General features: G+C 49.2%; 9 protein-coding genes and 1 pseudogene. All 10 read right to left on the bottom strand.

Annotation, left to right across the window (positions count from 1 at the left end):
- Positions 1-38 precede the first annotated feature (38 nt).
- Positions 39-377, bottom strand: coding sequence for an EamA family transporter (locus AC1MEA_RS13890; RefSeq protein WP_449633669.1), 339 nt, complete (start codon positions 375-377; stop codon positions 39-41).
- A 4-nt stretch (positions 378-381) separates the two neighbouring features.
- Positions 382-1,362, bottom strand: coding sequence for a glycosyltransferase family 2 protein (locus tag AC1MEA_RS13885; RefSeq protein WP_480416494.1), 981 nt, complete (start codon positions 1,360-1,362; stop codon positions 382-384).
- Between the two features lie 505 nt (positions 1,363-1,867).
- Complete coding sequence (locus AC1MEA_RS13880) at positions 1,868-4,726, bottom strand: DUF4915 domain-containing protein (RefSeq protein WP_449633667.1); 2,859 nt, start codon at positions 4,724-4,726, stop codon at positions 1,868-1,870.
- Entirely contained in the window at positions 4,719-6,068 is a 1,350-nt protein-coding gene (locus tag AC1MEA_RS13875; protein ID WP_480416493.1) for an ABC transporter ATP-binding protein, read from the bottom strand. Before AC1MEA_RS13875 ends, AC1MEA_RS13880 begins: the two co-directional genes overlap by 8 nt.
- Positions 6,058-6,876 (bottom strand): ABC transporter permease, encoded by an 819-nt coding sequence (locus tag AC1MEA_RS13870; protein WP_480416492.1) that lies wholly within the window; start codon positions 6,874-6,876, stop codon positions 6,058-6,060. The genes AC1MEA_RS13875 and AC1MEA_RS13870 overlap by 11 nt, the downstream gene beginning before the upstream one ends.
- A gap of 480 nt (positions 6,877-7,356) precedes the next feature.
- Positions 7,357-8,280 carry a glycosyltransferase gene (locus AC1MEA_RS13865; protein ID WP_480918144.1) on the bottom strand — a complete coding sequence of 308 codons (924 nt, stop codon included), beginning with the start codon at positions 8,278-8,280 and terminating at the stop codon, positions 7,357-7,359.
- Positions 8,281-8,338: 58 nt separating this feature from the next.
- A complete protein-coding gene (gene rfbA / locus AC1MEA_RS13860) occupies positions 8,339-9,229 on the bottom strand; it encodes a glucose-1-phosphate thymidylyltransferase RfbA (protein ID WP_480416491.1) in 891 nt (296 codons plus the stop codon).
- Positions 9,226-10,131 (bottom strand): dTDP-4-dehydrorhamnose reductase, encoded by a 906-nt coding sequence (rfbD, locus tag AC1MEA_RS13855; RefSeq protein WP_480416490.1) that lies wholly within the window; start codon positions 10,129-10,131, stop codon positions 9,226-9,228. The genes rfbA and rfbD overlap by 4 nt, the downstream gene beginning before the upstream one ends.
- The gene (rfbB, locus tag AC1MEA_RS13850; protein WP_480416489.1) at positions 10,128-11,204 is read right to left on the bottom strand and encodes a dTDP-glucose 4,6-dehydratase; all 1,077 of its coding nucleotides are present in this window, start codon (positions 11,202-11,204) and stop codon (positions 10,128-10,130) included. Before rfbB ends, rfbD begins: the two co-directional genes overlap by 4 nt.
- 434 nt (positions 11,205-11,638) lie before the next feature.
- Positions 11,639-13,120, bottom strand: a pseudogene (locus AC1MEA_RS13845) (MBL fold metallo-hydrolase); the annotation flags it as partial.
- Between the last annotated feature and the right edge of the window lie 272 nt (positions 13,121-13,392).

Raw genomic sequence — 13,392 nt, 5'->3', positions numbered from 1 at the left:
ATTTGTTATATCTCGAAATATCTATCGGTTAGCGTACGTTAGGACCTAACGGCAATTACAATGCCCGCGACAATTAACATCACGCCAATAAAGTACTGTGGGTTGAATTTTTCTTGGAAGAACAGATAGCTGCCGATGGGTACAATGACAAAAGCGAGAGCCATAAGAGGGTAAATTTTTCCTAGATCTGCCTTCTGCAGGACCCAGATCCAAGCGATAGTTGTGATCCCGTAAAGGGCAAAGGCCGAAAACACTGTAAGGAGCGTTGACGGGTCGAAGAAACTACCGGTCTTGTGCAGAGAGTTAGCGCTAAGTTTGAATAAAATTTGGCCGGCGGCGATGCCCATGACACATATTAGTGCTACCAGGTAAGTCATCATATTATTCCGTTTTTTTAAATTTTGTACGAGTAAGGTGGAAGGCACGCTTTGGCACTGCGGCAATGTCATGTCCTAAAAAGGCAAGTACCAGTTGTGTGCCCAAAATGACAGGGAGTGCAGATAACATTACAGTCCCTGCCGGGGTTGCTATACCAGCGCTCGATGAAGAGATCCAATGAGAGAGGCCGACTCCGCCCCCTATTACCATTAACAGAAGCCCCAGAGGAAGCTCAATGGAGGCTAATGACATATTGCGCAGGTAGTAGTTGTAAAAGATCCGCTTTAAGAAATTACGCAAATGCTTGACGGCAAACTCTCCAACAATGCGTGATATTTTCAGATTGCTTTCTTCATCTCCATATTTAGCATCCATTGGGATGTCGATAACGACTGCCCGCAGAGTATTCAATCGGAACAAAATATCGGTTTCAAAAAAATAACGTTTGCTGATTTTTGCGAATGGTAAATGTTTAGCAACGGTTGCGTGAATAGCAGTATAACCATTCGTAGGGTCAAACAGATCCCAATAGCCGGAAGAAAGTTTGGTTAGGAACGACAGAGCCGCGTTACCAAATAAGCGCATTTTAGGCATGGAATGAATTTCTTCCAGGTCAAAAAATCGATTACCCTTTGTATAGTCGGCATCACCCTTCAAAATGGGGCTTATGAAATCGTAGATCAGGCTTGGATCCATTTGGCCATCACCATCAATTTTGACAATAACTGTAGCGCCTTCACTGATTGCCGCCTGATAGCCAGTCATGACCGCGCCACCGACCCCCATGTTTTGAGGATTTCGTAACACCTTGACTCGGGGATCTAAGCAATTGTCTTCCACAAATTGGCCAGAGCCTACAGGGCAACAGTCATCGACAACATAGATTACATCGATTTCATTACCAATGGCAGCAATGACCCCCAAAATATGCTCTTTAACTTTATAGCTGGGTATCACTACTGCAATTTTGTCGCTGTTTTCCATAATCGCTCTCAATTGGGTATGGGAAAAGCCAATAGTAGCGTAAGCGCTCCATGAACCCCACCTATTCAAAAATAGGTGGGGTTCATGGAGCGCTTACCATCCTGTTGACTGGCTCCTGATGGAAGTCGGGAGCACCGCATCAGACAGCTTTGAATACGCTGTTCGCTCTGTCGAACCTGTAGATGGCTACTGAAGGCGGGAGAGGCGCGTCAGTAATGCGGCAAATGCCGTTGAAAAAGACGCAGCGCACTGAAAAGCGCGACGAAACTGTGGCAAAAATTCGAACTTCAGTTGCTCTTGTATTTTTTGAAGTAATTGGCGCGTAACGCTGTAAATAGAAGGCCCTACTTTCAGACCTTCCCTACATCGCTGCCCACAAGCAAGCAACAAGAGCCTTGTTAGAACATCCAATAATTCCAAAGGAGGATGGCCATCCAGGTACTACACCTCCCCGTAACTGAAAAAACCCGAAGGTAACCGTTGCTCGCACAAGGATCATGGGGTTTTAAGAGTTCATCACCTGATAGCCAGCCCCTTTGCGCCTATACGTTTCAATTTTGCTTTCCAGTACCGCATTACTTTTATCAATCATTTCATTGTAAAAAGAGTTTTCGAACCCCCAAAGGGTCGATTTTTGTTCCTCTTTGTGGCCGACCAGAAATGGATGAATCGTGACAACGCGGATACCTACATGATTTTCCATATAGCGATCAATGGCATTGCCGTGGACATCATGATTGCTCTCATCCCATTTCAAAATAGCCTGATAGAAACTAGCGTTGTACACGTTGAATACAGCACTGACCATCTTATCGATATGTACAAGTTCCAATCCATCCTGTTCTGCGATGCTGACAACCTGAGTGTCCTCATGCAGGTCTGCAATGAAACCGGAAAAAATGTCCCAATCATTCGGATGCGCTTGTAGGTAGGTCAATATTTTACTCAACCGCTCCTCCCAACCAGGCGTAAACTCCACATCGTCCTCACAAACAATGATCCACGGCAGTTCCTGCTCAGCAGCCTTACGCATGATAAACTTGTAACTCATGCCGCAACCAATCCAACCCAAAGGGTGTCGCAAACCCGGAAAATATTGGATGCCGTAGACGTTGTCCTTGTCAAAATCAGCACGACGTTCGACTGACTCAGGCAATCCCAAACATAAAAAATTGCCAGAAAACCGTATATTGTCGGCGGCCAAACTATAAAACCCTTCGAAATTAATATTTCCACTGGCTAGCAAGAAACGCTGGAAGTAGTATTCGAATTCGTTTGGCTGCCGTCGAAGTATTTCAATATTATCGGTTAAGCGCACTTCACACGCATGCTCATCGGCAAGCCAGTAATCCAGCCTCGCCAGCATGCCGTCGGCATCTCCCACCTCAACAAAGTCAACAACCTCGCTCAACTGCTGATGTTGTTTGATATCGGAGCTACTTTCCGATACAACCAAACACCCCAACGATAGACACTCATAAAGGCGAGTGGTCTCTAGCAACGCGCCTTCATAGTAGTGCACGTTAATCACCACTCGCGCCTTGCGCAACTCACGATACAGTTCTTCACCAAACAGGTTATCGATCAGTTTGACCTTGTATTTCTCTTCAATCCGAGCAATGAATTGACGACGTCTTTCATTATTGGTATCACCATAAAATAGGACATCGTATTCCTTCTTTAGCTTGCAGCCGGGTACACCCGTATAGTAGTCCGGCAACCAGCTGATAGGCATGTAATTCAGCTGCTTCTGGCTCACCCCGTGCTCAGAAAAGTAAGCGAGATTATTCAGCGAGTAATCGAATACTGCGAAAGAGCCTTCAAGAACCCGCAGATACTCTGGCGTAAGCCAACGAGAACTTACAGTCTGCTCCATCTGAAAAGCAACGTACAATTCAGGTAATTCGGTGAACATCTGTGGGCAAACAACGAAGTGGGGCACATTACTGAAACCGTCGATAGGCTTCTCAAATATCACGGCGCACTTTATGCCAACCTTTTTCAACTGGCGGGTAATCAGCTCAGCAATGAATAGGCAATGACGTGTACACAGCACATATACCTGCTCATGACCATGAAGCTCAAAGCAAGCTACAGGCATCATGGAATGCACTGTCGGCGCCCCAGTAAGTACCTCGCGAGCACGCCGCAGGGCGCTAGCCAAACCGTGGGTACGGACATGAGCAACAGCGTTAGATAGACGACTAAGGTTTCGTGAGAAATGGCCCAGTGCTTTGAGGTTTGCCCTAAGACCTTTCGCTCCCCGCTTCGATACCCAGCAACGCATTAGAAAGCGAAGAGGCTTAGTCAATAACCATGATTTGGAATTATAAATCGCGGACAGTTCAAAACTTTTTTGCCTTATATCCTCTCGTAATAATTCAATCTCATACTTACTATTTTCTACACTCTCGTTGAGGGCCACCACTAGCTCATTATTCAAGCCTGCCTGAACAGTCAACTCCCGCTTAAGCTCGAGGATCTCCCCTTTAAGTTCGAGAACCTCCCCTTCGCGTAAATCCGAAGAAATACTCACTGTTGAGGCGATTGCACTTATCAACTCAGAGGCGTCTTCGATTGCAATAATCGAATACACCTCATTGGCAGGTAGGGATATTCTCCCCAGCTCCGCCAAAGAATCAGCATCTAATGCCAGAACTGTTGCCGATGCGACGCCGGCATCATCTATATTTCTTGAACGGCTTAATCCTACGTAAATAACACTACCAACAACACATATTCCTCTGGAATAGCCGTCCAACCTTACGGACCTAACAAGATCACCAGAAAGTGTATACTCTCGAAGTTCTTTATCTTCAGAACTTGCAACTAATAAATTTTCTCCGTAGGGGACGAGGCTATGTGGCTGCGACAACCCCTTAATAAGCCTGTCACCTGAAAGTAAATCCTGAACATAACCTGAACCTGTGGTTTTTCCTTTATAGCCCCGCGCCTCTTTAAAATCACCAAAGGCTGAAAAAACCACTCGTTCATTCCAAACGCCAAGGCAATTTAAATGTCTCGAATCATCAGCACCAGGGTACACCCATCTTTGTACTTCGCGACCGTCGAGATCAAGCTTTACAACCTCATTTTTCGTAGTACCGACCAAGTAATAAAAGCCATCAAAACCAAGCACATCGTGGATATCAGGAAACAACACCTCTTCACTCGTTGCCATAAATGGCCTATCACCGCAAATCCACAAGGAGCTTGGTTGTGCCGCACGGAGAAGAGCATTTGGCAACGCATAGAGCCCCGTTGTATCGACACCATCTAGCTTGAAGAGTTGGCCAGCATGAGCTAAAAAAACTCCTCCACCATTGGGACAAGAGACTAATAACTTAGAAAATAATTCACTCATGAATTTCTATACCTGGTGTGCAGTGGAAATCTATCAACTCTGTTGCTAAATTGTTTTCAACAGGAGCCACACGAAACACAACAGCATCTACCAGACGATGTAATACTGTTTCCTCCTGCCCTGCTATCCCAAAAGCCCCAGCATTCAAAAAATAAGTACCTGGATTCAACGCGCACTCGAAGTTAAATCCAACGGAGACAGTGGTACCTGCAGCCACGTAGGGAATAACTTCTGATGCCGAAGCAGTGAGAGAGCCACCTAATGAAAAGCCAGACGTTGTCTTAATAACCATCCCAAACCGCACCTGTGTCGCCGCACTGACAAACCTTACATCAAAGGTATATTTATAAGTTTCCCGGCGAATCAAGTTATTAACTTGACGACCATTGAGCGTCCGAATCATTGGAGCTTCAATATGAGCCCCATGCGACTCGTACTCGATAGTGCTACTTGATATGAAACCCGGATCAAAAAACTCCATTCCTTCTTCACCACCGGAATTTTTTTCAAGTTCTATATTATTCCGTGCGTGCTCCAAGCCCGACTGATCAATCTCAGCACACGATGCTTTGATTTCATCAATAATTAGGGCTCGTTTATCATTAGGTGCATAGATAAGCTTTTGATACTTTGCGACCATTGTTTTAGGAAGTCCCATTGCTAGCTTTTCGCCAGAATCAAGAAGAACTACACGATCGCAAAGTTCAACAATTGCACTCCCGGAATGGGAAACAAAAAGTATCGTAGCACCCTTTTTTTTGATCGCTTCAATGCGAGAAAAACATTTCCGCTGAAAAACCTCATCACCTACAGAAAGTGCCTCATCAACTATAAGTATCTCTGGATCTACGTTGATTGCCACTGCAAATGCCAATCGCACCAGCATTCCGCTTGAATATGTTTTTACGGGTTGCTCAATAAAGTCTCCAATATCAGCAAAACTGACAATACCTTGGTAGCGCGCATCGGTTTCCTGCCTGGACAGGCCTAGTATCGATGCGTTCATGTATACATTTTCACGCCCCGTAAACTCAGGATTAAAACCCGAACCCAATTCAAGCAAGGCGGCAATTCGTCCATTTGCCTTAATACTTCCGCCGGATGGATTGAGCGTACCGCAGATCATCTGTAGCAGAGTCGATTTACCGCTACCGTTACGCCCTACAATACCGACTGTCTCCCCCTTCATTACTTCAAAGGATATACCCCGAACAGCCCAAAACTCGCGGAAATACTGTTGGCGACCACGCACCAGCATCTGCATAAGTCGGTCGCGTGGCTTTTCATAAATATGATAGCACTTGCTTAAGTTTTCAATTTTTATTGCAACTTCAGAGGACATCTGCAAAACCCTTTCTTGTCTTCTGGAAACAGGCAAAACCAACACATGCAATAATTATCGAAACCAAAGTATAGATAGCCAGCAGAGAGAACCCGGGCAACTTCCCCCAGAAAAGCACGTCACGAATCTGCTCGATTGCAGGAGTGAGCGGATTCATATATAAAAATTTCCGATATTGTTCTGGAAGCGCAGTTACTGGATAGAATATTGGGGACACAAACATCAACATGGTAGTCACGATACCAATGAACTGGCCCGCATCACGCAAGTAGACACCCAACGAAGCCAATGCCCATGAAACCCCAACGATAAAAAACACCAACGGAATTATTATTAAAGGAAGAAAAATAACAGTAATATGAGGCACCCCATAAACTGCCATGTAAGTGACCAACCAAACCATTAAACTCACGAGCGCATGAAACAGAGAGGCCCCTATCGCCACCCAAGGTAAAATCTCCAATGGAAACACTACTTTTTTAACATAGTTAACATTGGACAAAATCAGACCAGGAGCTCTACTTACGCACTCAGAAAAAATATTAAAAATCATCAGTCCTGCAAATAATACGAGCGCAAATTCCGCTTTCGAATTAGATCCACCGTCCCAACGAGCCTTAAATACAAAGCTGAACACAAAAGTATAAACAGTCAGCATGAAAATCGGATTGAGGAGAGACCATAAAATCCCCATAATGGAACCTCTATAGCGACCTATCACTTCCCGTTTTATCAGAGCGCCAATGAGATTCCGATTACGATATAGGCTTACAACCATTTCTTGTGGGGAGGCAGAAAAATTCTGCATCAGGTAAACACCTCGGCCTGATTCATGGATAAGCCTCTCAGGTCCTTTGCGGACTGAAAAAAGCTTCATTTATCGGTTAAAGCGATACTGACGGCCGGAACATTCCGGCAAGGCATCACTCACCTTCGCATCCCAATTCACTTACAGGCAGTAGACATTACGAAACTTAGGTTTTCAAAATTGCGCGATGAAACCACCTCGATCCCCTGCGCTTGAAATCCTTTTCCTGCTTGACATCTACCACCTCAAAGGGAGTTGACTGCTAAGTTTATTCGAGTTTTCGCCGTTTCGTCAACCCGACTAACATAGCCGCCCCTCAAAATTCGGGGAGTACGCATTGTCATGCAGCCCCCAGCACGCCGATGGCTACAATCTGGTAATTTGGTACAGGTCTGCCCTCCAAACTGCCTTTATGTAGTGAACTCCAACGCTAATCCGAGAGCAAAAACAGAACCCCTATCATCCAAACCTTAGAGTCTTTCATATATGTTTATTTCCAGCAGCAGCTGTCGCACAGCAGATAAACAAAAAGAAAAACTTATCCCGCACTCTCCTGCGGCAGTTGCAGCTACTCAAGGCCAATCGCAGTAATTGCAAACGCCCTAATTTCAGCCAGTTTTTAACAAACGGGTCACTTCCCTTCCCAACCAGGCCGGTGATCAATCGAACCTGGGTAAACCACCACCCGTTACTGATTTTTTTGTATCGTACGATCAGTGATGACATCCCGGCATTGGCCCCCATCTGATTCCGCTCATGCTGACGGTAGCGCATGCCAGGCACGGGGTCGATAAACCATTTGTAGCCATGACTACGGGCAAATGCGTAACAGTACCAGTCATGCAACGTGACGAGTTGCAGCGATTCCCAACTGGCCAACATGGCGGCCTTTAGCTCATCTGCCATTTTTTTACTGAACACATAGGTACAGCCAGGCCCAGCGGCTTCGAACAGAAAATCCCATTCGACTTGGGGCTGGGCTTTGTCCAGCAAAAGGGTTCTGCCATCGGGCCAAAAGGCGGTGACATTGCTTGAGTAAGCATCGCACTCGCCAGCCATCAAGACCTGTGTTGCCCGCTCAAGCTTGTCTGCGTACCAGACATCATCCTGATCGGCAAAGGCGACGAAATCGAAACCGTCAAAATCGACATCCCTGACCAGACGGAAGAAATTGCGCGCAGCACCTGAAAATTTGCCCGCAGGAGGCAGCAATCGCACATTGCTGTGCGTGGCCGCGTACGCGGCACACCAGGCTTCGGTACCATCCGAAGAAGGATCGACGCTGATAAACAGCGTTATGTCGACATCCGACTGGTTGAGGATCGATGCAACTTGCTCCTCGATCCATTGCATACCGTTGTAGGCAGCCAATAAAACTGCAATTTTTGGTTGCTCTACTGGCATGCTCTCACCCGTTTGCAGTGTCTGAAGGTTTCCGACGGTCAACATCGACGATCCCAGATCAATGAGTGCCTGCATCCAACAATCGTTGCAAATACTGACCATAGCCAGTCTTCTTCAGTTTCTCAGCCTGCTCTCCCAGCTGTTCTGCCGTGATCCAACCACTGTTGTAAGCGATCTCTTCCAGGCAGGCGACCTTTAGCCCTTGCCGTTGTTCGATGGTATGAACAAAGTGGCTGGCCTCAAGCAAGGACTCATGGGTACCCGTATCCAGCCATGCAAAACCTCTACCCAGCATCTCGACATTCAGGCTCTGCTGTTCGAGGTAAGCGAGGTTCACATCGGTGATTTCCAGTTCGCCGCGCTCAGAAGGCTTGATGCTCTTGGCGATTTCCACGACCTGGTTGTCGTAGAAATACAGGCCGGTGACCGCGTAATTGGATTTTGGCTGGAGCGGTTTCTCTTCGATGCTCAGCGCACGGCCGGATTTGTCGAATTCAACGACACCGAAGCGTTCCGGGTCAGATACGTGGTAGCCGAATACCGTTGCACCGTGGGTCTGATTGCTGGCTGAACGCAGGTTGTCAGAAAAATGCTGCCCGTAAAAAATGTTATCGCCGAGGATCAAGCAGCATGGATCCTTACCGATAAATTCCTCACCGATGATAAAGGCTTGAGCCAGGCCATCCGGGCTAGGTTGTTCTGCGTAGGTCAGTTGAATCCCGTACTGGCTGCCATCACCCAACAGCTTGCGGAAGCATGGGAGGTCTTCCGGGGTTGAGATGATCAAGATTTCACGCATGCCTGCAAGCATCAGAACCGACAGCGGGTAAAAGATCATCGGCTTGTCATAGATAGGCAGCATTTGCTTGGACACACCCAGCGTCAATGGGTGCAAGCGCGTGCCCGAGCCGCCAGCAAGGATGATGCCTTTACGTTTAGTCGTGATCATTTACCTGAAATCTCCATAAGCATTCTGGTTACACCACTTTGCCAATCCGGCAAGTGCAAGGAAAAAGTGTCGCGCAGCTTCTGTGTATCCAAACGAGAGTTCAGAGGACGGCGAGCGGGCGTCGGATAGGCGGCAGTGTCGATAGGTTCGACTGTCTCCGCGGCCAAAACATCACCTTGGGACCGAGAAAAATCAATCACGTGCCGCGCATAGGCGTGCCAGGAAACTTCACCCGCCGCCGCCAAGTGATAGACGCCGCTGATCTGAGGGCAATCCAATGCCTTCTGCAGCGCCAATACCGTGACGTCGGCCAACAAATCCGCACCGGTGGGCGCACCCACCTGATCTGAAATAACGCTCAAGGTTTGGCGATCCCTGGCAAGCCGGAGCATTGTCTTCGCGAAGTTATTACCCCGTGCCCCATATACCCAACTGGTGCGAAAGATCAGGTGCGTGCAGCCCGACGCCTGAATCATTTGCTCGCCAGCGAGCTTGGTCGCGCCATAGTGGTTTACCGGCGAGACGGCATCGGTTTCTGCCCAGGGACGATTGCCACTGCCGTCGAATACGTAGTCTGTGGAGTAATGAATCAACCAGGCATTGAGTGCCAAGGCTTCTTCGGCCATCACTTGGCTCGCCAATGCGTTGATCCGGTGCGACAGTTCACGGTCGGTTTCAGCTTTATCAACGGCGGTGTAAGCGGCTGCGTTTACGATCACATGGGGGCTGACGATGCGAATGGTCTGACGCAGCGCATCAAGGTCGGCCAAATCACCGCATAGTTGACCATAAGGGCTGTCGACAACGTTACGGTCCAGCGCAACCACTTCGCCAAGCACGCTGAGCGCACGCTGCAACTCCCAGCCCACCTGGCCGTTTTTTCCGAGCAGCAGGATTTTCATGCTTTACCTGAACGAGAGGCGTAGTTCTTGTCGATCCACTGCTGATAGGCACCGCTCTTCACGTGATCGACCCATTCCGGGTTGTCCAGATACCATTCCACTGTTTTGCGAATGCCCGACTCGAAGGTCTCTTGCGGTACCCAGCCAAGCTCGCGCTGAATTTTGCTCGCATCAATTGCGTAACGCAGGTCATGCCCCGGACGGTCCTGAACGTAGGTAATCAGGCTTGCGTGGGGACGGAACGCGGAATCAGGTCGCAACTCATCAAGCAATGCACACAAGGTGTGGACCACTTCGAGGTTCTGTTTCTCGTTATGGCCACCGATGTTGTAGGTCTCGCCGAGCTCTCCTTCCGTGACCACTTTATACAAGGCGCGGGCATGGTCTTCGACGTAGAGCCAATCACGTACCTGATTGCCTTTGCCATAGATCGGCAATGGCTTGCCTTCGAGGGCATTGAGAATGATCAGTGGGATCAGTTTCTCAGGGAAGTGGCACGGGCCGTAATTGTTCGAGCAGTTGGTCACCAGCGTTGGCAAGCCGTAGGTGCGGCTCCAGGCGCGGACCAAGTGGTCGGAGCTGGCTTTACTGGCCGAATAGGGCGAGCTTGGCTGATACGGCGTGCTTTCGGTGAAGAGGTCTTCGGGACCTTCGAGGTCGCCGTACACTTCATCGGTTGAAATGTGGTGAAAGCGGAATGCCGCTTTACGTGTGTCGTCCAGACCATTCCAGTACTGACGGGCCACTTCCAGCAACGTGTAGGTACCGACGATATTGGTCTGGATGAACTCCGAAGGCCCCGTGATTGAACGGTCGACATGAGACTCGGCTGCCAGGTGCATCACCGCGTCGGGGCTGTGATCACGGAACACGCGCTCGACGTCATCACGGTTACAGATGTCAACGCGCTCAAAGGCATAACGATCACTGTGATCGACCTCAGAAAGCGATTCCAGATTACCTGCGTAGGTAAGCTTGTCGACGTTCACGACCGAGTCGGCCGTGTTGGAGATGATGTGGCGAATGACCGCAGAACCAATGAATCCGGCGCCGCCGGTGACTAGAATCTTCACGCGAAGTCCATACTTTAAGTGTCGAACAAGGCTCATGGCGGTCTTGTCCAATCTATAAAAAACAAAAGCTACCGCATCAGCTCGGGCTTTTGAGCAAGTAAGCTGTACGAATTGGATTGAGCTCTGGATAGAGCTGAATCAGAGGCAATGCAGAGCGACATTTTACAGTTAAACGAAGGTATTGCTAACGTCAGTTGACAAACTGCGCCCTCGAATTCAAGTAATTGACATCCTCTACTTGAATGATTGATGTCAAAATAATACCACCCAGTCTGAATACCGCGCCAACCGCCATGCTGTAGCGGGTATACGACCGTTCAATCGGTGCAGCCAGGCATCCAAATGTTTAGTTGAACAATGCCATGACACGGGCACTTCTCGAAAACCAGATTCCAGCCAGGGCTTTTCAGGTAGCCCCGGCTGGAGCGTTACCCTCAACTACCCGGTATTACTACCTCAATGCTACGTTTCGCTAGCAGGTATTTTCTTTGCAAAACATTGCTCAGGGCCTTTTTCGCCTGAGCTTCGCCATGCACCAGTCGCACCTCTGCAGGCCATTCGCTCATGCCGGTTACAAAATCCACCAGACCTTGCTGATCGGCGTGAGCGGAGTAGCCACCTAGGGTGGTAACGCCTGAGCTGATAGCAAAGCGCTCACGATCAAGCTCGACATATCCGGCCTTTGGACCGTAGGCCTGAATCGCTGCGCCTGGCGTGCCTTTGGCCTGATAACCGACGAACAGCACATTGTGCCTGCTGTCACCGAGCATGGCTTTCAGGTAGTTGACGATACGACCACCGGAGCACATCCCGCTGCCCGCGATGACAATAGCGGGTCGGCCAGTGCTGGCGAGGTAGTTGACCGTTTGCAGGTGCTTTGCATGACTGTCGATGGTGATCAGTTGGTCAAAGCGCAGAGGTCGACGGCCGTTGTCTAATCGTGCAGTGGCTTCAGCATCCCAGAACTCATCAAGTTCCTGATAGACCTTGGTAAACCGGCTGGCCAACGGTGAGTCGAGGATAATTGGCAACTGGGGCCAATTGATGGGTAAGGAGCTGTCTGAATCTTGCTCAAACACTGGATCTCCCGGAGCCCTCCCCTCGCTGCCTGAGTCTTTACTCAGAAGAGCTTTGCGATGAAGGATGTCTTCGATTTCGTAGAGCAGTTCCTGGGTTCGCCCGATGCTGAACGCCGGTATCAATACGGTGCCGTGGTCAGCCAAGGCCTTATCAATGACGTCTTCGAGCCGCGCTTGCCGCGTGCTGCGTTCTTCATGCAAGCGATCACCGTAGGTGCTCTCCAGCACCAGCACGTCTGCCCTTTCGGGTGATTTTGGGCTTGGTAGCAATGGGGTATGAGAGGCACCCAGATCGCCGGAGAAAACCACACGTCTATTGCGATTTTCGGCGGGGTATTCGATGTCGCATTCCACGTAAGCAGAGCCGAGAATATGCCCAGCACGCTGCAGGCGCACACGACAGATCAGCGTTGGGGTTTGCGCCAGGCTGAACCACGTGTCGAAAGGGAGCGCGATCGTCCGCTGCTCGATCAGTTTGAGATAACGCTCAAGCTGCTTTTCGTCGCGGCCATGTTCGAGTTTAAACGCATCCTCCAACACCAGCGGTAACAGCTTGGCCGAAGGCTCGCTGCACAGAATCGGGCCTTTGAAGCCAGCGGCCAGCAGATTCGGGATACGCCCCACGTGATCGGCATGCACGTGGGTGATGATCAGGGCCTTGACGGTTTCTATGGAGAAATCGACAGCCATTGAGTTGGCGACCACATTCCCTTGTTTATTTTCTTCCCCCTGGAACAAGCCGCAGTCGATTAACAGACTGGTCACTGCGTCCATTTGCAGTTGATGGCATGAGCCGGTGACACCTTCAGTGGCGCCGTGATGAATTATTTCCGGGTAGAGCATGAGAGTTCCTCTCGATATTGCTGAGTAAAAGACGATCTCCGCCCACAAAAAGCGCGCAAGCATAGCCGGACCCCACGCTTGGACGAGTCTTTAACGTTTTACAAATTCTTTCGGTGGTTATCTGAGGTTTCGCCTATCTGGCGAGAGCTGACGCGCTTAGGTGTCAGCGGGATTTATGCGTGGGGTGCGGGAGGACACTGGCGAGCCGTGGGAAGGGGAAAGGCTCGCTGCGTATCGCGATATACGTAGCGATTAAACACTGTCCG

The sequence above is a fragment of the Pseudomonas sp. ASL8 genome (genome assembly GCF_056680355.1).
The sequence above is the reverse complement of the archived record's forward strand: the minus strand, read 5'-3'. Positions and strand labels throughout refer to the sequence as shown.

Bases quoted from the DNA above. Each gene is read 5' to 3' on its own strand.
- rfbD (WP_480416490.1), bottom strand. From the start codon at position 10,131: ATGAAAATCCTGCTGCTCGGAAAAAACGGCCAGGTGGGCTGGGAGTTG.
- AC1MEA_RS13885 (WP_480416494.1), bottom strand. From the start codon at position 1,362: ATGGAAAACAGCGACAAAATTGCAGTAGTGATACCCAGCTATAAAGTT.
- AC1MEA_RS13875 (WP_480416493.1), bottom strand. From the start codon at position 6,068: ATGTCCTCTGAAGTTGCAATAAAAATTGAAAACTTAAGCAAGTGCTAT.
- AC1MEA_RS13865 (WP_480918144.1), bottom strand. From the start codon at position 8,280: ATGCCAGTAGAGCAACCAAAAATTGCAGTTTTATTGGCTGCCTACAAC.
- rfbA (WP_480416491.1), bottom strand. From the start codon at position 9,229: ATGATCACGACTAAACGTAAAGGCATCATCCTTGCTGGCGGCTCGGGC.
- AC1MEA_RS13890 (WP_449633669.1), bottom strand. From the start codon at position 377: ATGACTTACCTGGTAGCACTAATATGTGTCATGGGCATCGCCGCCGGC.
- AC1MEA_RS13870 (WP_480416492.1), bottom strand. From the start codon at position 6,876: ATGCAGAATTTTTCTGCCTCCCCACAAGAAATGGTTGTAAGCCTATAT.
- AC1MEA_RS13880 (WP_449633667.1), bottom strand. From the start codon at position 4,726: ATGAGTGAATTATTTTCTAAGTTATTAGTCTCTTGTCCCAATGGTGGA.